Genomic DNA, 21,981 nt, shown 5'->3' with positions numbered 1-21,981 from the left:
GTCACACCCGGCCGCGCGCTGCGCTACGCCGGGGGCTCCGCGCGCGGCCTCCTACACCAAGCGTTGGGACACTACCTCCGAGTCCTCGCTCTGAACGCGGACAGGGGCGAACCAGCCTATGCGCGCCAATTACGCAAGCTCTTCCGCGTCAGCAGCATCGGATTTGTTGGGGCGAACTGACAGGCTCTTGTGCGCCTTGCGAGCATCGATGCAATTAGCGGGAAGCCCCAGCCGATCCAGACCGCGCTGGAGCCAGATCGATAGTTGGCCGCTTTCATGCACGATCACCTCTGGCGACAGCGACCTCGTGCGAAACCAGCCCACCAAACCCTCTGGGTCGGCTGGCGAAACGCCACCTGCGACGATTGTCCCCGTTCCATCAATGACACAAATCGATATCTCCTTTGGCGTGACGTCCAAACCGGCATAGTCGCTAATGGTCCTCCTCCTCACGGATTTTCTCGTGAAGCCAATCTACCAGACCTCGTTTGCCATCGAGAGCGAGCGCCCCAAGGCCGATGGCAACGGCAAGATGCGTCTTGCCCACAGCGGGAGGCCCCAGGAGCAGCACGGCCTCGCCATTGGCAATGAAACGTCCGGTAGCGAGTTTCCGGATCTGGCCGAGGTCGATGGAGGGCTACGCGGCAAAATCGTACCCGGCAAGGTCGCGGTGGAACGGGAAGCGGACAAGGCCGAAGCTCATCTCGATCCGCCGCTGATCCTTGCGTGCGATCACGCGTTCACACAGCATGGTCAGCGCCTCGCGGATCGTCAGCTTCCACCGCCCGGCTTCATCAAGGAGACTGTCGCGCTGATCCCGCATGGTGAAACGTTCTGCGCTGCTTGCACGACAGCCAGTTGCCGGCCTCCTGCATCCATTTGCGCAAAGTCTCTCGCGACGCCTTCAGACTATGGTCTTCGGCCAGCTTCTCGGCTGCGAACCTGCGCCCAAAGACGGCGTAGCGCTCACGGATCAGCGTCAGCGCAAACTAACGAACCGCGGGATCGAACCGGTTGTTGGACGTCCGTCCGCAGGACTTGTGCTGGATCGCCGCCGGATCATCGCCTGAAACGTCTTCACAAGCCGGAGAATCTGCCGTCGGCTCAGGCCCAGGACTGAAGCTGTCGCCGCCGCAGACATCCTGCCTTGTGCCACATCACTTGGGACTTCGATCCGGTTCAGCTCGCGCTCGCTCATGACCACCAATCCCACGGCCGCACCCCAATCCTACCCATTCAGGAAAGTGCGACACTTCAGCTTTGCTCATGTGGGACATTCTAGCTTGGCGCTTACAAATAAAGATCTATTAATCCTATTTATGTAATATATTCCACAAGACAGTGCAACACCCACAAGCCGTCCCCCGGCGATGTCGACGACGGATGGCCTGCGTCTGTACTCTGTAGCACCGGCGGCATGAGGCTCCGGATACCCCTTTCAGCGGACAAGGGAGAATCCACTTCGACACCCAGACCTTCGCGGTTGAAGTCGTCCGGAACGTGCAAGAGCCGGAATGCGCGACCGTCCCCAAGGCGATCGGCCATGCCGCCCCCTCTCAGCGATGCTTTGCATTGCCTGCCCGGCAATGATCGACTAGGTCACGTTCGGTGCCTCTGGCATCGCCAGCGCATCGGGTTTGTCGCGTTTCAACCGTTTCCGGGGTTTGTTTGTCACCCGGCAGGGCATCCCGCAGGGATGTCCCGAGAGGGGCGCAAGTTCCGCTCAAGTTCGCAGTCGATCCGGTAAACCCTTTTGTGATTCCAAAGATGGCCTTTGACGTTGCGCAAATGCAGGAAGCACAGCCCAAATCCCCAAGTTTTCAGGGCCTCGGGTAACCCAACAAGCAGATCGGCTATCCGCTCTTTCTCGTCGCTCAGCAGGGAGCTGTAGCGATAACAAGTCCCTATGATCCCAAAGGCTTACCGCAAGGCCGATGCCCGAAGCGCTGGGTGTGATCCCGAAAGGGGCTGTCGGCGCTCATGCGGAAGACTGCCTGCTTGCGGTTCCGGTCAGCTTTCGCGCAGCAGCACGATTTCAGCGGTGACCGAGACGCAGCCCTGCCCTGCGATCAGTGTGCCGCCAAAGACATCCCCGGCGCTGTCGACAACCGTCACGTCGATCTCGGCTCGGTCAGGCCCGGCAGCGCCGCGCCCTACGAGAAATTCGCTGATATGGTCGCGCATGATATCGCCATCGGCGAAGCCTGCACCGTTGAGGCTGCCCAGCCCGATCACCCGCGCGCTTTGCCAACCCAGCCGGGCGCAGAGCGTCATGCATGCGGTGGGGATGTCTTCGTTCGGGCGCAAGATCAGACAGACAGCCTGCGGCGCGTCCATGTCCTGTCCGCGGGCGGTGAACAGCTCGAAATTGGTCTCTGGGTCGGGCAGGCGATCAAACGCGGCGCTTGCAAAGGCAAAGCCGTTCAGCACCTGCCCGGCCTCTGGCAGGGTGTCCATACCCAGCAAATGTCCAAGCGCCTTGTGGCCATTCGCGAGCTCCCAGATACCGTGGCAATGGATCATCCCGCGCCCCCGATGCATCCCGACCGAGGCATAGCCCTGCCGGATCCGTGCCGCACCGCTAGGACGCTGCGGCGCGGAATACCATGCCAGCCGGTCGGCTCGTTCGGACGGTGCGGGCACCACGTAATCCAGCGCCTCGCAGCGCAGCCCCGCCAGTTCGACAAAGCCCGAGCGCCCGGCGAAGGCGGCACAGATCGCCGCCTCGACCGGCTGCGTGCCGTCAAGCGGGATGCGCACCGGCACCAGCCGCGTTGCCACGGCGCTGACGCGCGGCTGGATGTCTGGGCCGGGGTGACGCAGCGGCGGGTTGATCGCCGCAACCTTGCGAGCCAGCGCTGTCATGAGGCCGCCCCGGGCACCAGCCCGCGTTCCACCAGCGTCTCGAGGATCAGCTTCTTGGTGATCTTGCCGTAGCTGGTCTTGGGCATTTCGTCGAAAAAGAACACCTGCCGAGGCAGTTTGTAGCCGCTGACCTTGCCTTTGAGATGCCCAACCACATCGGCTTCGCCAACGCTCGCGCCGCTGCGCGCCACGCAGACCGCCACGCCAACTTCGCCCCATTTAGGATCGGGGATGCCCAGCACCGCCACCTCGCTCAGCGCCGGATGGGTCAGCAGCTTTTCCTCGATCTCGCGCGGATAGACGTTTGAGCCGCCCGAGATGTACATGTCAGAGCTGCGCCCGGTGATGTACAGATAGCCCTCGTCGTCGAGATGCCCCAGATCGCCGGTGCGAAAGAAACCATCGCGAAAGCTTTTGGCGTTGGCTTCGGGGTTGTTGTAATAGCCGGCAAACACCGCCGGGCCGCAGACGCAGATCTCTCCGGTTTCGAACGGGGCCATCTCTTGCCCGGCGTCGTTCTGGATCGACACCTGCATGCCCGTGCGCTCATAGCCGCAGCTGCCAAGGCGCATCGCCGCATCATCAAGGTGATGATCGCAAGGCGGCAGCACGGTGATGTTGCCCGTCACCTCGCCAAGGCCGAAATACTGCGTCAGCACCGGCCCCAACCTTTCCAGAGCATATTTCTGATCGGCGCGGTACATCGGCGCACCGGCATAGATGACTTGGCGCAGGCTGCTGCGGTCATAGCAATCGACCGCCGGATCCTCGACCAGCATCTTGACGATGGTGGGCACGGTGAAAATATCGGTGACGCGGTGCTCGGCCACCAGCCGCCAAGCCTCGGCAACGTCAAAGAGCCCCGGCGGCATCAGCAGCGTCGCGCCCCCGGCGGCGGCCTTGACCAGCTGGTGAATGCCCGCACCATGCGACAGAGGCGCCACCACCAGCGAGACATCTGTTGACCCAGAGCCGGGCATCAGATCGTTGAGATGGCTCAGGATCACATAAGACATCTGGCCATGGGTCAGCACTGCGGCCTTGGGCCGCCCGGTGGTGCCCGAGGTAAAGAAGAACCAGCAGGGATCGTCGCGATCGACCGGCGCGTTGGGCATGGGCGTCCCGTGATAGGATTCGATCAGTGTATCGACATCGTCATCCCCGCTTCCGCCGATGCTGGCGTGATGGACAACGCTCGCGCAGGCCGCAACGTGGTCAGGAAACTCCGCCCCCGCAATCATCAGCGATGCGCCAGAGCTTTGCGCCAGATATGCCACCTCGTCCGGGCTTTGCCGGAAGTTGGTCGGCACCCAGACCGCACCAAGGCGAAAACAGGCGAACATCGTTTCGAACATCTGGTGGCAGTTCTGCGATTGCACCAGCACGCGGCTGCCCTTGGTGATGCCGTAGCGATCCTGCATCGCGGCGGCCAGCGCCGAGACGCGGGCATCGGTCTGCGCCCAGCTCCAGCGGCGATCCTGCCAGATCAGCGCCGGGCGGTCCGCAAGGCGGCGCGCGTTGCGGGTCAGGAAATGTGCAAGGTTGGCAACCCGCGTGGTCTGCGGCGCAAGGCCGCCGACCGGGTCCGCCTTGTGCGGCGAAACCTGCATGTCGTTCATTTCACCCGCTCCAGGATCGAGCAGTAATTGGCCACCGCCGCGCCGCCCATGTTGAACACGCCCGCCATCTGCGCGCCGTGTTTCTGCATGTCCTCAGGGGCCTCTCCGGCGAGCTGCATCGCCGCCATGACATGCATCGACACGCCGGTGGCGCCGATGGGATGGCCCTTGGATTTCAGCCCGCCCGACAGGTTGACCGGCAGCTTGCCATCCTTGGCGGTGATGCCATCGCGAATGACGTTGGCGCCCATGCCCGGGGCGGCAAGGCCCATCGCCTCGTATTCGATCAGCTCGGCCACGGTGAAACAATCATGGGTTTCCACAAGGTCAAGATCATCCAGCGTCAGCCCGGCCGCCTCAAGCGATCCTGCCCAAGCCCGGCGCGCACCATCAAATGCCGAGGGGTCGCGCCGCGACAGCGCAAGGATGTCATTGGTGTGGGTGCGGGCGCGAAAGCCGATGGCGCGCGCCAGATCGGCGGCCACATCCGGGTGCACCACCACCATTGCCGCAGCACCGTCCGAGATCAGCGAACAATCGGTGCGCCGCAGCGGCTGCGCCACATAGGGGTTGCGATCGCTTATGGTGTTGCACTGCTCGACGCTGAACGCTTTTTGCATATGCGCATAGGGGTTGGACACGCCGTTGGCGTGGTTCTTGGCAGCGATCATCGCCAGCGCTTCGGACTGATCGCCGTATTTCTGGAAATAGCCCTGCGCGATGCGCCCAAACAGCCCCGCAAAGCCGCCCGCCACATCTGCCTCTTCCTTGCGATAGGATGCGCCCAGAAGAATATCGCCGACCTCGGCGGTGGGCAGAGCCGTCATCTTTTCGACCCCGACCACCAGCGCCACCTTGCCGCGCCCCGCCTCGATGAAATCAAGCGCGGCATAAAGCGCCGCCGATCCGGTCGCGCAAGCGTTTTCCAGCCGCACGGCGGGCTTGGTCGCAAGTTCCTCGGCCACCATGCCGGGCAGCGCGCCGATGAAATCCTGCTTGGAAAAGCCGTTGTTCATGCAGCCGACAAAGATGCCATCGACCTCGGCGGCGGTGATCCCTGCGTGATCCAGCGCGGGCACGACGACTTCTGCCATCAGAGCCTCGGTGTCAGGAGAGTCGGATTTGCCGAACCGGGTGTGCGCCCAGCCGGCGATCTGTGCGATGGTCATGTCATAGTCTCCCTGAGAAGCTCAGTTGGCGGCCCGCGCGCGGGGCCGGTTGCGTGCGTATTGACGGGCAAGACGGGCTTCGACGTCTTGCGCCGCGCTCTGGATCATGGCGGCAAGGTCAAGCTGGCGGTCGGGGTCCATGCGGCTGTCGATGGCGGCGACGCTGAGCGCCCCCGCAACCCGCCCATCAGGGTGGCGCAATGCGCAGCCGATGGCCCAGCTGTTGGTCAGCACCATGCCCGGATTGAGCGACCAGCCCCGGCTGCGCGTTTGCGCGATGGCGGCGCGCAGGCCCGGCTCGCTGACCCGCGGATAATCCTCGCGCAGCAGGCGGGCGTTCTGCGACAGGATCTCGTCGACCTCGTCATCCTCAAGCGCGGCGAGCATCGAAAGCGATCCCGCCCCAACCCCGAGCGGGTGGCGAAACCCGACCTGCAGCGCCTGCACCCGGATCGGAAACGCGCCCTCTTCCTTGTGCACGCAAAGCGAAAACGCATCGCGCCGCACCGACAGAAAGGCGGTGTCTCCGCTGTCCTTCGCCAGCCGCCCGACCGCCTCATGCGCCACGTCGAGCACGCCGAAGCGTTGCGCGGCAAGCGTGCCCAGCACATAGGCTTCCTCGCCCAGCAGGTAGCATTTGGTGCGAGGGTCCTGTTCGACCATGCCCGAGTGCATCAGCGACAGCAGCAGGCGGCGCGCCGTCGGGCGGCTCAGCCCGGTTTCCTCGACAACCTGCCCCAGCGACACGCCCTGCACCGGGTCGCGGCCGACCAGCGGCAACAGGCGGAGCGCACGGGTCACGCTTTGCGCCCCGGCAATCTGCCCGGCGCCCTCGGGAAGCCGCGTGCGTGGCTGCCTCATGATTGCGACCTCTCCCTGTCGTAGCTTGCTCTCGAACCCGTGACTACCGGGCCCGCCTCCGTCAAGCGTGTCCACATTGTGGATGACTGATATGATGGGTTACGGTGACACACCCCGTCAATAGATTTTTCTTTCCCATATTTTACGGGACAAAAGTTAGGTTTCCAGAAATCCGGCACAGAATCTTGACCAATTGACCTTGAACCAAAGTCCACTTTATGGACACACTCTGCTGGCGCTGTTGGAGGACAGCCAAAGATTTCATATCCGAGGGAGGAGACGTCATGACCCATTTGCGCATGGCCGCCGCGTTTGCAGGCGCGCTGGCATTCACCATCAGCGCCGCGCAGGCCGATACGCTGCGCCTGTCGCACAACACCGGCGACCAGACGACATGGCAAAAAGGCGCTGACAGGTTCGCCGAACTGGTCGAAGAGGGCAGCGGCGGCGAGACCTCGATCCGGGTGTTTCCCAACGCCCAGCTGACCGGCGGCGACCAGATGAAACAGGCCGAGATGGTCGGGCGCGGCTCGATCGACTTCGTGGTGACATCGGCGATCAACGTCACGCCGCTGGTGCCCGAGATGGCGGTGTTCTCGCTGCCCTATCTTTACGCCAACTACGATCAGGTCGATGCCACCACCGGCGGCGCCCCCGGCGAGAAGATGGCCGAGATCCTTGCAGAGCACGGCCTGCACCTGCTGGCATGGGGCGAAAACGGCTTTCGCGAGGTGACCAACAACAAACATCCGATCAAGACGCCCGATGATCTCAAGGGGCTCAAGATGCGCGTCGCCGGGCCGATGTATATCGACGTGATGAACGCGCTTGGTGCCAACCCGCAGCAGATGCAATGGACCGAGACCTTTTCCGCGCTGCAACAGGGCGTGGTCGACGGGCAGGAAAACCCCATCGGCGCGGTGATCATCCCGCAGCGCGTCTACGAGGTGCAAAAGTACATCACGCCGTGGCACTACAGCTATGATCCGATCTTCATCGCCACCTCGGAAAAGAACTGGGAAAGCTGGGACGATGAGACCCGCGCGATGATCTCGGGGGCGGCCGAGGAAGCGATGGCCTACCAGCGAGAGATCACCCGCGAGGCCACCGCCGACGGGCTTGAAACCCTGAAGGCCGAAGGCATGGAGGTCTACACCCCCACCGACGCAGACCTCGCCGCCTTCCGCGCGGCGACCAAGGCGCCCTTCGACACGTGGGCGGCAAAGGTCGGCGACGATCTGGTGAGCCTCTTCCAGGACACGATTGCCGGCGCGTCGGCCACCCAGTAACTCCCCCGTTGCGGGCGCTCTTTGCGGGCGCCCGCAACGCATTCGCATTCGGGAGGACAAGATGAAACGCCTGATCGACAATTTCGAAGGCTGGGTCTGCGCGCTGCTGTTCCTTGGCATGACGTTGCTGGGGTTTGCCAACGTGGTGGTGCGCTATCTCACCAGCTATTCCTTTGCCGCGACGCAAGAACTGTTGCTGACCGGGTTCCTGCTGATCACGGTGTTCGGCGCCAGCCTTGCTGCGCGCGAGGGCCAGCATCTTGCGGTGACCTATTTCGCCGGGCTGTTCGGCACGCGGGTCGAGAGCGGGTTCAAGATCGTTGCCGCCGCCATCAGCACCGTGCTGCTGGCGCTTGCGGCATGGTACTGCCTTGATCTGTTGCGCAACCAGCTGGCCTCGGGCGTGACCACGCCGGGTCTGGGGCTGCCCGCGTGGTATTATTCCGCCGCGCTGCCGCTGGCCTTTGTGCTGATCGCCATCCGCACCGTGCAATTCGCCGTTGCCGATTGGCGCGACACCCATGCCGGGCGGCCTGCCGCGCCCATCGAGGAGCCTCGGAGCTATGCCGATGTTTGAGGATGTCAGTGCCGGCACGCAGATGCTGATCCTGTTCGCGACACTGCTGTTGATCCGGGTGCCGGTCGCCTTTTCGCTGGGGATCTCGGCGATGTATGCCATGTGGCAGATGGGCTTCGGGCTCGACATGGTGGGCGATCTGATCTCGTCGGGGATCACCAAGTTTTCGCTGCTGGCGATCCCGTTCTTCATCCTTGCGGGGATGCTGATGGGCACCGCCGGGCTGGCCGACCGCATGGTGCGGTTCTTCCGCATCCTCATCGGTTCGCTGCCGGGGGGCATGGGGGTTGTGGGCGTCGTGGTGTCGCTGTTCTGGGGTGCGGTGTCGGGGTCGGGTCCGGCCTCGGTCGCGGCCATCGGGCCGATGATCATGCGCGGCATGGTCGAAGACGGCTATTCGCGCGCCTATGCCGCCGCGCTTGTCTGCACCGGCGCGGCGCTCAGCATCGTCATTCCGCCGTCGATCGGTCTGGTCGTTTACGGCGTCATCGCCGAGGTGTCGATCGGCAAGCTGTTCATCGCGGCGATCCTGCCGGGGCTGGTGATGGGGGTCATGATGCTGGCCACCCTGCCCTTTGCCCGCCGCGGCGCCCCCCAAACGCAGGGCCGCCTTGCCGCCCGCAACGCCCGCGAACTGGCGCTGAGCGATGCGCCGTGGGTCGCGCAGCTCTGGCAGAGTTTCCGCGATGCCTTCTGGGGCCTGCTGACCCCGGTGGTGATCCTTGGCGGCATCTATGTCGGCATCTTCACCCCGACCGAAGCCGCGGTGGTCGCGGCGGTCTATGCCATCGTGCTGGGCTTTGCCTATCGCACGCTGACCCTGAGCAGCCTGATGATCGCGGTGCAGGATGCGGCGCGGGCCTCGGCCGTGGTGATGATGGTGGTGACCTTCGCCAGCCTCTTTGGCTGGGTGGTCACGGTCGATGACGTGGTCGGCAAATATTCCGAGGCGCTGCTAAGCTTCAGCCACGCGCCGTTCCTTGTGCTCATGGTGATGGCGCTGGTGCTGCTGGTGGCGGGCATGTTCATGGATGCGATCACCATCATGTTCATCTGCCTGCCGATCTTTCTGCCGGTGGTGCATGAAATGGGCTGGGATCCGGTGTGGTTCGGCATCTTCCTGTCGATCACCCTTGCCATCGGGCTGTTCACCCCGCCGGTCGGCATCAACCTGTTCGTTGCGGCCAACATCACCGGCCTGACTCTGGAACGCATCGCGGGCGCGGCGCTGCCGTTCCTGCTGACGGCGATCATCGGCATCGCGGTGGTCGGCGCATGGCCCGGGCTGACGCAATACCTGCTGAACTGGATGCAATGACAGAGGGGGGGCAGGCGCGCCTTGCCCCCCTGCCCCGCGCGGGGCTAGTCTGTGCGCCAGCCACCGCAGCCAGGCCCGCATCGCATGACCAAGCCAGAACCCACCTCGGGGGCGCAGAGCCTTCACCGCGCCGTCGCGATCCTGCGCCTTGTTGCCGCCAATGCGCAGAGCGGCATCCGCCTGTCAGAGCTGTGCAAACGCACAGGGCTGGCGCGCACCACGGTGCACCGGATGCTGGGCGCGCTGGTCGGCGAAGGGCTGGTCGAACAGGATGCGGACACCGATCTCTATCATCTCGGGCGCGAAGCATGGCTGATGGGCCTTGCCGCGCAGGGGCGCTTCGGCATGGAAACGGTGGCTGCGGCGACGCTGGCGCGGATCAGCGCGCAATCCGGCGACATCGCGCTGTTTCTGGTGCGCTCGGGCACTCACGCGGTTTGCATCGCCCGCGAAGAGGGCAGCTATCCGGTGCGCACCCATACCGCTCAGGTCGGCGGGCGCTATCCGCTGGGGGTGGGCGGCGGCAGCCTTGCCATCCTCTCCGCCTGCCCTGACGACGAGATCGACTGGATACTCGACAGCAACAGCGCCGAGCTGGCGCGCGATCACCCCCGCCTGACCCCGGCACTGCTGCGCGAGATGGTGGCGCAGGCGCGGGTGCGTGGCTATGCCCTGAATCCCGGTCTGGTCTATCCCGAAAGCTGGGGGCTGGGCCTGCCGTTCCACGACCGGCAGGGCATGGTGCGCGGGGCAATCATGCTGGCCGGGGTGCCCGCCCGGATCGAGCCGCGCGCCGCCGAAGTCGCGCAATTGCTGCGGGACGAGGTGCCGCGCCTTGAGGCGCGGCTGTATCGCTAGGCTGCGGCGGCCGGTGCCGAGACAGGGCAACCGGCAAAGCGCAACACTAGCCCGGCAGGTAGGCCCCAAGATCAACCGGCGTCAGCAACTCCCGCCCCGCGAACAGCGCCGCAAGATTGTCGACCACGGTCTGCGCCATCGCATCGCGCGTCTGCACCGTGGCAGAGGCGTGATGCGGCAGCAGCGTGGTGTTCGGCAGCGACGTCAGGCGCGGATCGGGGTCCGGCTCGCTGGCATAGACATCAAGCCCCGCATGACCCAGCCGCCCCGCACTCAGCGCATCAATCAGCGCCTCTTCATCGACGACCGAGCCGCGCGCCACGTTGACCAGCAGGCCCTGCGGCCCCAGCGCGTCGATCACCTCGGCGGAGATCAGCCCGCGCGTGCCCTCGCCCCCGGCCACGATGGCAACCAGCGTATCGCTTTCGCGGGCAAGCTGCACGAGGTCCGGCACAAAGCGCCACTGCGCCCCCTTGTCGCGCCGGTTCCAGTAGCTGACCTGCATCCCCAGTGCCGCGCCGCGCTCTGCGATGGCCTGCCCGATGGTGCCCAGCCCGACCACCCCCAGCCGCGAGCCGGCAACGCTGGTCTGCAATGGAAAGGGCCCCTTGCGCGCCCAGTTCCCCGAACGCACCCAGGCATCCGCCGCCACCAGCCCGCGCCGCGCCGCCAGCATCAGCAGGATCGCGGTGTCGGCCACGTCGTCGCACAGCGCTGGCGAGCTGTTGGTCAGCGCAATGCCGCGCTGCGCCATGGTCGCAAGATCGAAGCCTTCGAACCCCGCCGAAGAACAGGCGACCAGCTCGAGCCGCGGCATCAGGTCCAGCATCTGCCGGGTCAGCGGCGCGTGGCCATTGGTGGCCAGCGCGCGGCAGGCCGGGCCGTGCTGCGCCAGAAACGCCTCTTTGTCCGGCGCAAGATCCCAGCGGTGCAGGCGGTAGGCAGCGTCAAGCTGCGCCATTGCAGCCGGGCGCTGCGGGCAAAGCATCATCAGGTCGGGCTTGGTCATCGCGGGGTCTCCGGTATGGTGTTGGCGCACCCGCAGAGGTCTGACGCAAGTCACCCCCGACGGCAAGCCCGCGCCGCCCTGAACCGCAGGGCTTGACGCGCCATGCCAACGGTGAAACCCTCGCGGCACTAGCGACAGGGGCGCTCGGGAAACCGGGCTGAGACGCACCCTTCGAACCTGAACCGGATAATGCCGGCGGAGGGAGGCGCGCAGGACTTGAACGGCCATGCGCCCTCTGTCTGCCAGTCTTCCCCCGCGCGGGAGGAGACAGAGTTGAGCGACACAACAGCCGCAAACCAGCGCGCCGCCGAGGCGCTGCACGCCATGCGCACCGCCGCGCCGCTGGTGCACAACATCACCAATTATGTCGCGATGAACATCATGGCGAACGTGATGCTGGCGGCGGGGGCCTCGCCCGCGATGCTGCATGCACGCGAAGAAGCCGCCGAGTTCGCCGGCATCGCACAGGCGCTGACCCTCAACATCGGCACTATCTCGCCGCCCTGGGCCGAGGCGATGATTGGCGCGGCGCAGGCCATCGCGGACAAGCCCTGGGTGCTTGATCCGGTGGCGGTAGGGGCGACGGGGTATCGCCGGACGCTCGGCGCCGAGCTGCTGGCGCGGAGCCCGACGGTGATCCGGGGCAATGCCTCCGAGATCCTGTCTCTCGCCGGAACCCAAGCGGCGGGCAAGGGCGCCGACGCCGCCGACAGCGTCGCCGCGGCGCAAGATGCTGCCCGCGCGCTTGCGCTGCAGACCGGCGGCGTAGTCGCGGTGACCGGCGCGCTGGATTACGTCACCGACGGGACGCGCGCCGCCGAGGTTGCGAACGGTCACCCCATGATGCCGCGCATCACCGCGCTGGGGTGTTCGCTGACCGGCATCGTCGGGGCCTTCTGCGTCGGGCAAAATCCGTTCGACGCAACCGTCGCGGCGCTGGCCTTCTATGGTCTCGCCGGGGAACGCGCAGGAATGGCCAGCGCCGGGCCGGGCTCGTTTCAGGTGGCCTTCCTCGATGCGCTGGCGGCGATCACCCCCGAAGATCTGGCTGCGGGCGCAAGGATCGCGGCACGATGATCCCGCCGCTGTGCTTCATTACCGATGCCACGGCCCCCGCCCCGGTCATCGAGCAGGCGCTGGCCGCTGCCGCCGGAGGCGCGGGCTGGGTACAACTGCGCGACAAGACCCTGCCCGACCCGGCCTTCGCCGCGCTGGCGCGCGATCTGATGGCCCGGCTCGCGCCTTTGGGCGCGCAGCTGGTGATCAACGACCGGGTCGCGATCGCCCTCGCCATCGGCGCCCCGGTGCTGCATATCGGCCAGTCCGACGGCGATCCGGCGCAGATCCGCCAGCGCATCGGTCCAGACATGATCCTTGGCCTGTCGGTCGAGAACGAGGCGCAGCTAGGCGATGTGCCCGCCGGGGTCGACTACCTCGGCCTCGGGCCGATCTATGCCACCGCGTCGAAACCCGACCACGCCCCGCCCATCGGGCACGGCGGCTTTGCCCGCATCGCAGCGCGCAGCGCCCTGCCCTGCCTCGCCATCGGCGGCATCACCGCGCAGGACGCCGCCGCCGTGAAATCGGCCGGCGGTGCCGGGCTTGCGGTGGTGTCTGCCATCTCGCGCGCGCCGGACATGACCGCCGCCGCGCGCCATCTTATGCAATCATGGATGACCGCATGATCCCCAACATCCTGTCCATCGCCGGGTCCGACCCTTCGGGTGGCGCCGGCATTCAAGCTGACATCAAGGCGATCTGCGCCAACGGCGGCTACGCCATGAGCGCCATTACCGCGATCACCGCACAGAACACACAAGGTGTCAGCGCCGTCAGTCTCTGCACGCCCGAACTGATCCGCGCGCAGATCGACGCGGTCCGCGCCGATATCACCATCCACGCGGTCAAGATCGGCATGCTGGGCGATGAGGCGATCACCGCCTGCGTTGCCGATGCGCTCAGCGGGCTGGAGTGCCCGGTGGTGCTCGATCCGGTGATGGTCGCCAAGGGCGGAGATCGCCTGCTGGCACAAGGCGCCGTCGCCGCGCTGCGCCAGCGCCTGCTGCCGCTGGCCAGCGTCATCACCCCCAACCTGCCCGAAGCCGCCGACCTTCTGGATCAGCCCGAAGCCCAGAGCACCGAGCAGATGCTGGCGCAGGCCCGCGCCCTACTGGCGCTCGGGCCAAAGGCGGTCCTTCTCAAGGGTGGCCACCTGCAGGGCGCGCAAAGCCCAGATCTGCTGGCCACCGCCAGCACCGCGATATGGCTCAACGCCCCGCGCACCCTAACCCGCAACACCCACGGCACCGGCTGCACGTTGTCCTCGGCCCTTGCCACCCATCTTGGCGCCGGACTGGCGCTGGATCAGGCCGCCGCAGCGGCAAAGCATTACATCACCGGCGCCATCGCCGCCACAGACGCGCTGAGCGTCGGCAGCGGCCACGGCCCGGTGCATCATTTCCACGCCTTCAAGGACGCCTCGACATGAGCTTCACGCAAGACCTCGCCGCCGCAACCGCCACGCTGCGCAAACAGATCCACGACATGCCCTTCAACCGCGCCCTCGCCGATGGCTCGCTGCCCAAGGACGCCTTTCAGGGCTACATCGTGCAAGACGCGCATTACCTCGAAGGCTTTGCCCGTGCCCTTGCCCTGACAGCGGCAAAAGCGCCGGACCCGGACGCCGTCGCGCAACTATCCGGTTCCGCCGCCGGTGCCATCGCGGTCGAACGCCAGCTGCATGCCCACTATATGGGCCTGTTTGGCGTCAGTGCCGAGCGCTTCACAGCCACCGAAGTCTCCGCCGCCTGCGATCACTACGTCGCCTTCCTGCTGCGCACTGCCGCACTGGCGGATTTCGCCGAAAGCGTCGCCGCGCTGCTGCCCTGCTTCTGGATCTACCGCGACGTCGGCCACGAGATCGCGCGCATATCGCCCGAAGGAAACCCCTTCGCCGCATGGATCGACACCTATTCCGGCGAGGCCTTCGACGAAGCGGTGAGCCGCATGCTTGCCCTCGTCGATCGCAGCGCAGACGCAAGCGATGCCGCCACTCGCGCCAGAATGCACCGCGCCTTTGCAAAGGGCTGCTGGCATGAATGGCGCTTCTGGGACAGCGCCTGGCACCAGCAGGGCTGGCCCGCCCCCGCCTGAAGCGCCCCGAGCATCTTCTGGCCTCAAATATCCCGGGGGGTGAGGCCACAAGGCCGAGGGGGGCAGCGCCCCCCTTTTGCCCGCACGTCCATGCGCAGAACGATCAGCCGCGCGCAGCATGTCTGTCAGCGATCCGCCCCGGTCAGGACAGCATGCGCCGCAACTGCGACGGGAACAGCTGCAACAGGCAGGTTTCGCTGCGCGCCGCGCCGTCGACTGCAATATAAAGCCGCAGGTCGATGGGGCTGTCGTCTTCCTCGGGCAGCGCCGAGAAATCGAGATCGAAGATGGCGCGCCAGTAATCCTCGCCCACCACCGGGTAAGCGGCGTAACCGCCGGTCTCACCCCGCGATGTCGTCACCACCGGCACCACGCCCGGCCCACGCTCCAGCCCGTCAAAGCCGAAGCCGTCGAAATCGCAGACGATCTTGACGACGCCCTCGGGCCGCGGCTGCCCCGGTACGCCGCCCGCGCCAACCCGCGTCGCGGTGAAGCGCGCGGCGTTCTGCGGCACCGGGCTGTCTTCGAACCATGTCAGACGATAGCCGAACTGATATTCGCGCCCCGCACCGGCCGAGCCGGTCGGGGTCCACATGGCGACGATATTGTCGTGGATCTCGTCATCGGTCGGGATCTCGATCAGGGTCACCGACCCGTCGCCCCAATCGCCGGTCGGCTGCACCCAGGCCGAGGCGCGTTTTTCATAGAACACCCCGTCATCCTGATATTCGTCGAAATCGCGCTCGCGCTGCATCAGGCCAAAGCCCTTGACGCCGGGAGTGTAAAAGCTGTTCGACATGGTGCGCGGCGGGTTGCCGAGCGGGCGCCAGATACGCTCTCCGTTCGAGGCGTGGATCTCAAGCCCGTCGCTGTCATGCACCTCGGGGCGCCAATCGGGTGCAAAGCGCGCATCGGGCTTTCCGTACCAATACATCGAGGTCAGCGGCGCAAGGCCCAACCTGTCGACATCGCCGCGCAGGAACACATGCGCCTGCACATCCTGATCCGCACCTTCGTCGGCGCGGGTCGAGGCGATGCGATACGCCCCCGTGGCGCGCGGACTTTCCAGCAGCGCATAGGTGGTCAGAGCGCCGTCTGCGCCCTGTTCCAGCCAGAAGCGAGTAAAGCGCGGGAATTCCTCGGGGCCGCTGGCGATGGCGGTATCCAGCGCCAGCCCGCGCACCGACAGGCCAAACTGGCCCGAATAGCCCGATGTCCGCCAGTAGGACGCGCCAAGGAAGGCCATCCAGTCATTGCCGCCCGGCGTCTCCTGAACGCGAAAGCCCGCGAAGCCTTCGGTCTGGGTCAGGCCGCGGGCCGGGTTGCCCTCGGGGATGTCGAAGGCATCGAGCGTAAAGGGCACCTCGCGCGCCATGCCGTCCTCAAGCGCATAGATATGCACCGGCTCGCGAAAATACATGCCGGGAAAGAAGAACTGCACCGGCGACTGGCCGGGGGCGTTCCACAGCGCCAGCTCTTCGCGAAAGCGGATCTGGTTGTGCCGGTCATAATCGATCTGATCGAGGATCGCGCCATCGGCCACCGGCATCGGCACAAACGGCTGCGCCGCAAGATCGCGCGCCATGCCCGTCAGCATCTCGAAATCGAAGGGTTCGGCCGGGCCGAACCGCAGGCCAGCCCCGGCGGCGGCCTGCTGGGCGCGCGCGGCTTCTGGCAAAAGGTGAAAGGCCCCCGCACCAAGGGCAGAGGCAAGCAGGGCACGTCGCGTCAGGGGAAATGCGGTCATGTCGATTCCGTTGGAAATGGGCGTTCCAGACCTATCTGGAGGCTGCGGCTGCATTCGCCAGTCTTTCCTGACTTGGCAAGCGGAACCCTGCTGAAATCCGCCGCTTTCAGCCCTGTTTCGAAGCAGATTGGCCGAAGCCCCGCAAGATAGCGCCCGTTTGCGCGCCCGTTGCCATGCTTTCATGCAAATCGGGCCTTGAGTTTGCTCGGATTGCGGTATCCTTCCGGTGCAGGGCTCTTGCCGTGGTGCGCCGCATGGTATACAGCCGCATACAATCCTTCCCGCCATGCGCCGGTCGTGCCTGCGCAGGGCGATGTTTCCTTGACACAACGCTGAACAGCAGGGACCGCCATGAGCTTGTACACGGACTATCTCGCCGAAATCGAAACGCGCAAGACCGAGGGGCTTCACCCCAAGCCCATCGACGATGGCGCATTGGTCGCCGAGCTGATCGCGCAGATCGAAGAGCCGGGACATGCGCACCGTGCTGGCTCGCTGGACTTCTTCATCTACAACACCCTGCCCGGCACCACGAGCGCCGCTGGCGTCAAGGCCGCCTTCCTCAAGAAGATCATTCTTGGCGAAAGCCTCGTGCCCGAGATCACCCCGACCTTTGCCTTCGAGCTGCTGTCGCACATGAAGGGCGGCCCGTCGATCGGCGTGCTGCTGGATCTGGCGCTTGGCGAGGATGACGGCATCGCGGCGCAGGCCGCCGAGGTCCTCAAGACGCAAGTGTTCCTGTATGAGGCCGACATGGCGCGGCTGGAAGCGGCCCACAAGGCTGGCAACGCCATCGCCAAGGACGTGCTGGAAAGCTACGCCAAGGCCGAATTCTTCACCAAGCTTCCCGACATCGAGGAAGAGGTGGAGCTGGTCACCTATATCGCCGCCGAGGGCGACATTTCGACCGACCTTCTGTCGCCGGGCAACCAAGCGCATTCGCGCTCGGACCGCGAGCTGCACGGCAAGTGCATGATCTCGGAAACCGCGCAAAAGGAAATCGAGGCGCTGAAGCTGCAGCATCCCGGCAAGCGCGTGATGCTGATCGCGGAAAAGGGCACCATGGGCGTTGGCAGCTCGCGGATGTCGGGCGTCAACAACGTGGCGCTGTGGACGGGCAAGCCGACCAGCCCCTATGTGCCCTTCGTCAACTATGCCCCCGTCGTCGCGGGCACCAATGGTATCTCGCCGATCTTCCTGACCACCGTAGGCGTCACCGGGGGCATCGGGCTTGACCTCAAGAACTGGGTCAAGAAGCTGGATGCCGACGGCAAGCCGATCCTGAACAACGAAGGCAACCCGATCCTCGACCAGAAATACTCAGTCGCGACCGGCACCGTGCTGAAGATCAACACGAAAACCAAGAAGCTGCTGAGCGAAGACGGCGAAGAGCTGGTCGATGTCGCCTCGGCCTTCACCCCCTCCAAGGTCGAATTCATGAAGGCCGGCAGCTCTTATGCGGTGGTCTTCGGCAAGAAGCTTCAGACCTTCGCCGCTGAGACGCTGGGCGTGACCCCGGCGCCGGTTTTCGCACCGTCCAAAGAGGTGTCGATCCCCGGCCAAGGCCTGACTGCGGTTGAAAAGATCTTCAACGCCAACGCGCTTGGCACCACGCCGGGCAGGATCCTGCACGCCGGGTCTGACGTGCGGGTGAAGGTCAATATCGTGGGCTCGCAGGACACCACCGGCCTGATGACGGCGCAGGAACTGGAAGCCATGGCCGCGACAGTGATCTCGCCGACCGTGGACGGCGCCTATCAGTCGGGCTGCCACACCGCCTCGGTCTGGGACAAGAAGGCGCAGGCAAACATTCCCAAGCTGATGTCCTTCATGAATGCCTTTGGTCTGATCACCGCGCGCGATCCCAAGGGCAGCTACCACGCGATGACCGACGTCATTCACAAGGTGCTCAACGACCTTACGGTGGATGACTGGGACATCATCATCGGCGGCGACAGCCACACCCGCATGTCCAAGGGCGTGGCCTTCGGCGCGGATTCCGGCACCGTTGCGCTGGCGCTTGCAACCGGCGAGGCAACCATGCCGATCCCGGAATCTGTCAAGGTGACCTTCACCGGCAAGATGAAGGATTACATGGACTTCCGCGATGTGGTTCACGCCACGCAAGCGCAGATGCTGCAGCAGCACGGCGACAACGTCTTCCAGGGCCGCATCATCGAGGTTCACATCGGCACGCTGCTGGCTGACCAGGCCTTCACCTTCACCGACTGGACCGCCGAGATGAAGGCCAAGGCGTCGATCTGCATCTCCGAAGACGAGACGCTGATCGGCTCGCTCGAACTGGCCAAGAGCCGTATTCAGGTGATGATCGACAAGGGCATGGAAAACGAGGCCGGCACGCTTGCGGGCCTGATCGCCAAGGCCGACAAGCGCATCAACGAGATCCGCTCGGGCGAAAAGCCCGCGCTGACCCCGGACACCTCGGCCAAGTATTTCGCCGAGGTGGTCGTCGATCTCGATCTGATCGACGAGCCGATGATCGCCGACCCCGATGTCAACAACGCCGACCCGTCGCGTCGTTATACCCACGACACCATCCGCCCGGTGTCGTATTACGGCGGCGAAAAGAAGATCGACCTTGGCTTTGTCGGCTCGTGCATGGTGCACAAGGGCGACATGAAGATCGTCGCCCAGATGCTGCGCAACATCGAGAAGACAGATGGCAAGGTCGAATTCAAGGCACCGCTGGTGGTTGCCGCGCCGACCTATAACATCATCGACGAGCTGAAGGCCGAGGGAGACTGGGAGATCCTCCAGAAGTACTCCGGCTTTGAATTCGACGACCTGTTCCCCAAGACGCAGAACCGCACCGAATACGAGAACATCCTGTATCTCGAGCGTCCGGGCTGCAACCTCTGCATGGGCAACCAGGAAAAGGCGGCCAAGGGCGATACCGTTCTGGCAACCTCGACCCGGCTGTTTCAGGGCCGCGTCGTCGAAGACAGCTCCGAGAAAAAGGGTGAATCGCTGCTGGCCTCGACACCGGTGGTGGTGCTGTCGGCGATCCTTGGCCGCACGCCTTCTGCCGAGGAATACAAGTCGGCGGTCGAAGGCATCGACCTGACCAAGTTTGCGCCGCCGATTGAAGTGCCGGGCACCGCGCGCTCGGTTCATTTCTGATCTCAGGCCGAGGGCAGGAACAGGGGGCAGCGCGGGAAACCGCGCTGCCCCTTTTGCATTAGACGGCCTTCCGCTCGCAGCTTGTTCAAAATCTGGCGCACCAGCGTAGAAATATCTCGAACGTCTCGGGATCGACGCTGTCATCCTGCGGACCGGTGTGCCCGGGCACCCGATACCGCAGCCGTCAGCTACGCCAAAAAGCCAATCGCTTTTATCGTGCTCGCATTTTCATTGCTGATCCGCTGAAGGCGTCAAAGATCCGGCGACCGTCTGCGTAGTCCGCTGCTTCATCAACTTCGAGCCAGATCAGCCCGCTTGCCTCGCAATGTCTCGAACCGCAGACCAGAGCGCTCTCGGGATGTCCGATCGGCTCCACAGAGCGCTCGTAAGTCCGTGTCCGGCCTTTCGGGGGATGGTCTTTGCACCGGATGATTGCCATGCTGCCCTCATTGGTTAATGGGTTAGGGAACTTGCGGCGATGCACTCTGAACGCCTAGAAGATGTCGAGGCCTTTTATCGCATCCTCGCGCAGCTGCCGAGGCGACGATTGAGCGAATGCACCTGGCGTGACGATTGGCCAGAGCGCGGTGTCTACTTTTTCTTCGAAGATGGCGAGATGCGCACTGACGGCTCGCCCCGCGTTGTCCGGATTGGCACGCATGGATTGACGGCAGGGAGCCAGTCCACCCTCTGGGATCGCCTTAGCCAGCATCGCGGCACGGGCGCGCCCAAGGGCGGAAACCACAGGGGATCCGTCTTCCGCGACCGTGTCGGGCAGGCGCTTCTGCAAAGAACAGGAGCGGAGCTGCCAGGTTGGGGCGACGCCAAGCGCAGCACGGCGGAGCAGCGCGCGGCGGAGCGTGGTCTCGAGGCGCGGGTGAGCGATGAAATCGGCCGTATGACGGTTGCATGGCTGGATGTTTCCGATGCGCCCGGCCCAACCTCCCTGCGCGGATATATCGAACGCAATGCAATCGCCCTTGTGGCGGGTCAGGAACGTCCTTCGAAGGGATGGTTGGGGCATCAGAGCGATCGAGCTCCCATCCGCTCGTCAGGGCTGTGGAATAGCAACCACGTCGAAGAGGACTACGACCCGGCCTTTCTGAAGATCTTCGCCCAGCTTGCATCTGGCCCGACGACGGAACCGCCTGAAAAATCTGGGCGAAGGATCGTCATACAATGCGCGAAGTCGAAGCGCACCGGGGGGTGGTTTCTGGACCTCGACGGGTCAGCCATCCGCTTTGTGGCCGATCCGTCCCTGGCCCCTTCCGTTCCCGGAAGCTGCGCGGTGCATCCTGACGACATTGCCCATGATGGTCAGAGCTGGCGCGACTTCGTTCTGGCCTACAACGCCCGATACCGTGAAACCGGGGACAATCCATTCGGGCTTCATCCCGCGGGCCACCTTTATACCAATCCGGCATATGATAGCCTCTGCAAGTCGACTGATCCTGCGTACATCCTCTCGGCTTGCTGGGGCCTTGTGCAGACCGGTTTCTTGCTGCCCAACTACGATGTCACGTTCAGTCGGTCGCTGGGGACGCCAGCCCATGCCCTGCGCCAGAGCGATGCTGGCTGGCTGGACTTCAACATGCTTCCGCAGGATTCTGACGACGAATTGGTTTTTGTAGGCGGCCGAAGCTATTTGTCGGCTTTCGAGAGGCTCTCTCGAAACTATGCAGGCAAGCGTATTGCATACCACGCCCTCTCAGATGCCCCGATCATCTCTGGGATTGAAATGCGTAAGTTCGACACGGACACCCGTACCAACTGGCACTACGCATTGGCCCACCTGCTAACCGCCGGCTCTCTTCCCGCACAGGAAGAGACCAATTCCGAAAACGTTGCACCGGCCCCATACCTGTCAGCGAAATCGCAAACGGCTGCCCCCCGACGTGTCGGCAATCACGGCAAGTACACGCCACTTAACGCCTACCTGCTGTCTTTGCCGAAAGCGCAGCAGACAGAGACGCTCAGTTTCGCGGCCATAGAGCAAATCCTAGAGACGAGCCTGCCACAGTCCTCGCGGTCCCACGTCGCAGTTTGGTGGGCTAATGGCAGCCACGCGCAAGCCAATGCATGGCTGGATGCCGGCTTCAGGAAAGTTGCCCACAAGTTGACAGCGAATGATACCTCTTCCTGGATCCGTTTCGAGCGGCTTTAACGTGAACAGTCCTGCAATTTTGCCCCCGTAGAGGGGTGATGGGCGTGCATGTTTGGATGCCCCCATCGATGCAAGGATTTTCTGACTTTCTGAGCGTGTGATCGGGTGCGGTCATGTTTCAGGCCTTTCAGGTGCTGACCTGCCACGGGATTTTTTCTCCATTTGAAATTAGAGTCCGACCCAACGAAGGGACGGACAATGAAGCGAACGA

General features: G+C 64.5%; 18 protein-coding genes, 1 pseudogene and 1 riboswitch. Of the genes and pseudogenes, 10 read left to right on the top strand and 9 right to left on the bottom strand.

The features are described from left to right. Positions 1-433 precede the first annotated feature (433 nt). The 7 genes and pseudogenes from Q4543_RS24655 to Q4543_RS20975 form a co-directional block, all read right to left on the bottom strand. Entirely contained in the window at positions 434-631 is a 198-nt protein-coding gene (locus tag Q4543_RS24655; RefSeq protein ID WP_368502175.1) for an ATP-binding protein, read from the bottom strand. Positions 632-637: 6 nt separating this feature from the next. Then, positions 638-823 carry a hypothetical protein gene (locus tag Q4543_RS21000; protein ID WP_303441562.1) on the bottom strand — a complete coding sequence of 62 codons (186 nt, stop codon included), beginning with the start codon at positions 821-823 and terminating at the stop codon, positions 638-640. 596 nt (positions 824-1,419) lie between these two features. Continuing rightward, a pseudogene (locus Q4543_RS20995) lies at positions 1,420-1,938 on the bottom strand (hypothetical protein); the annotation flags it as partial. A 72-nt stretch (positions 1,939-2,010) separates the two neighbouring features. Further along, positions 2,011-2,865: a DUF296 domain-containing protein gene (locus Q4543_RS20990; protein WP_303441560.1), complete on the bottom strand. Its 855-nt coding sequence runs from the start codon at positions 2,863-2,865 to the stop codon at positions 2,011-2,013. Then, complete coding sequence (locus tag Q4543_RS20985) at positions 2,862-4,484, bottom strand: acyl-CoA synthetase (RefSeq protein ID WP_303441558.1); 1,623 nt, start codon at positions 4,482-4,484, stop codon at positions 2,862-2,864. Before Q4543_RS20985 ends, Q4543_RS20990 begins: the two co-directional genes overlap by 4 nt. Further along, positions 4,481-5,653 carry an acetyl-CoA acetyltransferase gene (locus Q4543_RS20980; RefSeq protein ID WP_303441556.1) on the bottom strand — a complete coding sequence of 391 codons (1,173 nt, stop codon included), beginning with the start codon at positions 5,651-5,653 and terminating at the stop codon, positions 4,481-4,483. Before Q4543_RS20980 ends, Q4543_RS20985 begins: the two co-directional genes overlap by 4 nt. Before the next feature lie 21 nt (positions 5,654-5,674). Then, complete coding sequence (locus tag Q4543_RS20975; protein ID WP_303441554.1) at positions 5,675-6,514, bottom strand: IclR family transcriptional regulator; 840 nt, start codon at positions 6,512-6,514, stop codon at positions 5,675-5,677. Between the two features lie 284 nt (positions 6,515-6,798). Between Q4543_RS20975 and Q4543_RS20970 the strand changes: the two genes are divergently transcribed. The 4 genes from Q4543_RS20970 (at position 6,799) to Q4543_RS20955 (ending at position 10,556) form a co-directional block, all read left to right on the top strand. Beyond that, positions 6,799-7,803 (top strand): DctP family TRAP transporter solute-binding subunit, encoded by a 1,005-nt coding sequence (locus tag Q4543_RS20970; RefSeq protein ID WP_216002864.1) that lies wholly within the window; start codon positions 6,799-6,801, stop codon positions 7,801-7,803. A gap of 61 nt (positions 7,804-7,864) precedes the next feature. Next, positions 7,865-8,380 (top strand): TRAP transporter small permease, encoded by a 516-nt coding sequence (locus Q4543_RS20965; protein ID WP_216002865.1) that lies wholly within the window; start codon positions 7,865-7,867, stop codon positions 8,378-8,380. Next, the gene (locus Q4543_RS20960; RefSeq protein WP_303441550.1) at positions 8,373-9,698 is read left to right on the top strand and encodes a TRAP transporter large permease; all 1,326 of its coding nucleotides are present in this window, start codon (positions 8,373-8,375) and stop codon (positions 9,696-9,698) included. The genes Q4543_RS20965 and Q4543_RS20960 overlap by 8 nt, the downstream gene beginning before the upstream one ends. An 84-nt stretch (positions 9,699-9,782) precedes the next feature. Further along, on the top strand, positions 9,783-10,556 hold the full coding sequence (locus tag Q4543_RS20955; protein WP_303441548.1) for an IclR family transcriptional regulator: 774 nt from the start codon (positions 9,783-9,785) through the stop codon (positions 10,554-10,556). 46 nt (positions 10,557-10,602) lie between these two features. On the opposite strand, the gene Q4543_RS20950 is transcribed toward Q4543_RS20955, so the two are convergent. Continuing rightward, positions 10,603-11,565, bottom strand: coding sequence for a 2-hydroxyacid dehydrogenase (locus Q4543_RS20950; RefSeq protein ID WP_303441547.1), 963 nt, complete (start codon positions 11,563-11,565; stop codon positions 10,603-10,605). A gap of 126 nt (positions 11,566-11,691) precedes the next feature. Next, a riboswitch (TPP riboswitch) is annotated at positions 11,692-11,786 on the top strand. Between the two features lie 52 nt (positions 11,787-11,838). Here Q4543_RS20950 and thiM point away from each other — a divergent pair. From thiM to tenA, 4 genes are read left to right on the top strand one after another with little or no spacing between them, the layout of a single operon-like run. After that, on the top strand, positions 11,839-12,642 hold the full coding sequence (gene thiM / locus Q4543_RS20945; protein ID WP_303441546.1) for a hydroxyethylthiazole kinase: 804 nt from the start codon (positions 11,839-11,841) through the stop codon (positions 12,640-12,642). Continuing rightward, entirely contained in the window at positions 12,639-13,250 is a 612-nt protein-coding gene (gene thiE, locus Q4543_RS20940) for a thiamine phosphate synthase (protein WP_303441544.1), read from the top strand. Before thiM ends, thiE begins: the two co-directional genes overlap by 4 nt. Continuing rightward, positions 13,247-14,053 carry a bifunctional hydroxymethylpyrimidine kinase/phosphomethylpyrimidine kinase gene (gene thiD / locus Q4543_RS20935; RefSeq protein ID WP_303441542.1) on the top strand — a complete coding sequence of 269 codons (807 nt, stop codon included), beginning with the start codon at positions 13,247-13,249 and terminating at the stop codon, positions 14,051-14,053. Before thiE ends, thiD begins: the two co-directional genes overlap by 4 nt. Further along, positions 14,050-14,718 carry a thiaminase II gene (tenA, locus tag Q4543_RS20930; protein ID WP_303441540.1) on the top strand — a complete coding sequence of 223 codons (669 nt, stop codon included), beginning with the start codon at positions 14,050-14,052 and terminating at the stop codon, positions 14,716-14,718. Before thiD ends, tenA begins: the two co-directional genes overlap by 4 nt. A 142-nt stretch (positions 14,719-14,860) precedes the next feature. Here tenA and Q4543_RS20925 read toward each other — a convergent pair whose 3' ends face one another. Continuing rightward, a complete protein-coding gene (locus Q4543_RS20925; RefSeq protein ID WP_303441537.1) occupies positions 14,861-16,465 on the bottom strand; it encodes a glucan biosynthesis protein in 1,605 nt (534 codons plus the stop codon). A 351-nt stretch (positions 16,466-16,816) separates the two neighbouring features. Between Q4543_RS20925 and Q4543_RS20920 the strand changes: the two genes are divergently transcribed. Beyond that, a complete protein-coding gene (locus Q4543_RS20920) occupies positions 16,817-19,606 on the top strand; it encodes a bifunctional aconitate hydratase 2/2-methylisocitrate dehydratase (RefSeq protein ID WP_303441535.1) in 2,790 nt (929 codons plus the stop codon). 478 nt (positions 19,607-20,084) lie between these two features. Beyond that, positions 20,085-21,770, top strand: a complete 1,686-nt coding sequence (locus tag Q4543_RS20915) for a hypothetical protein (RefSeq protein ID WP_303441533.1) — start codon at positions 20,085-20,087, stop codon at positions 21,768-21,770. Positions 21,771-21,981: the final 211 nt, after the last annotated feature.

Source organism: Salipiger sp. 1_MG-2023 (genome assembly GCF_030547555.1).
GTDB lineage: Bacteria > Pseudomonadota > Alphaproteobacteria > Rhodobacterales > Rhodobacteraceae > Salipiger.
This window is presented reverse-complemented; position numbering and strand designations above follow the sequence as displayed.